1 protein-coding gene and 1 pseudogene are annotated in these 835 nt (G+C 74.1%); both read right to left on the reverse strand.

All coding sequences use genetic code 11. The annotated features are described in order from the left end of the window. A pseudogene (locus tag GSF22_RS33960) lies at nucleotides 1-317 on the reverse strand (penicillin-binding protein 2); the annotation flags it as partial. A gap of 3 nt (nucleotides 318-320) precedes the next feature. Next, nucleotides 321-835: hypothetical protein (locus tag GSF22_RS33965; RefSeq protein ID WP_208817969.1), on the reverse strand; the 515-nt coding region annotated here is incomplete at its 5' end.

Here is an 835-nt window from a genome sequence, read left to right on the forward strand (position 1 = left end):
CGTCCGGTCCCGGCCGGGACGGTACGCACGGTCTTGGCGCCCGCCGCGGGTGTGCTGCGTCGGGTGGTCCGGACCGGTACCTCCCGACCACCGTCGAGGACCTGGAGGGCCGGCCGGAACGGGTCACCGGACCGGCTGGACCGTGGGGTACGCCGCTGCTCGGCGGACTCCCGCACGGTCCGGCCCCGGGGGGTGTAGGCGCGGGCCTCGGAGATGCCACCGAGGCCGGGCTCGGGCTGGGCACCGGAACCACCCCGTGCCGAACCGCGCCGGGTCCCTGGCGGGTCCCGGCGCGGTTCATCCGATCTCGGTGGCACCGGTCATCCCCCCGTGCCCTGCTGGCTGGTGATCGACGGCTGGCCGCCGGCCGGCTGGGGTACCCCGATCAGCCGCCCGTCGGGCAGCCGGATGAAGGCCGGCTGCTCGGACTCGACCAGCCCCAGCTTGCGGGCGTTGGCGGCCAGGTTGCCCGGCGCCTCCGCCTCGGCGATCTCCTTCTTGAGCTGCTGCTCGTCGATGTTGAGTTTGGCCTGCTGCTGCTGGAGCTTGTCGAGCCGGAAGGCGTTCTCGTTGATCTTGGTGTTGATCACCAGGATGCCGAGCACGCCACCGACGACCAGCGCCAGGATCAGCGCCACGAACGGCGCCCGGGGTACGGTGACCGGCGGCGGCGGGGCGACCCGCAACCGTGGCCCGGTCGGGGTGGCCGGCGCGGTCCGCGTCGCCACCCGCTCCACCGGCTTCAGTGCCGCACTACCCTGCACCGTGAACTCGTCCACCCCCCGGCTACGAGCCCCCCGCAGGTGGGTACCCCGGTCCACAGTCGGCACCCGGG

The sequence above is a fragment of the Micromonospora echinofusca genome, assembly GCF_017614955.1.
Taxonomy (GTDB): Bacteria; Actinomycetota; Actinomycetes; order Mycobacteriales; family Micromonosporaceae; genus Micromonospora; species Micromonospora echinofusca_A.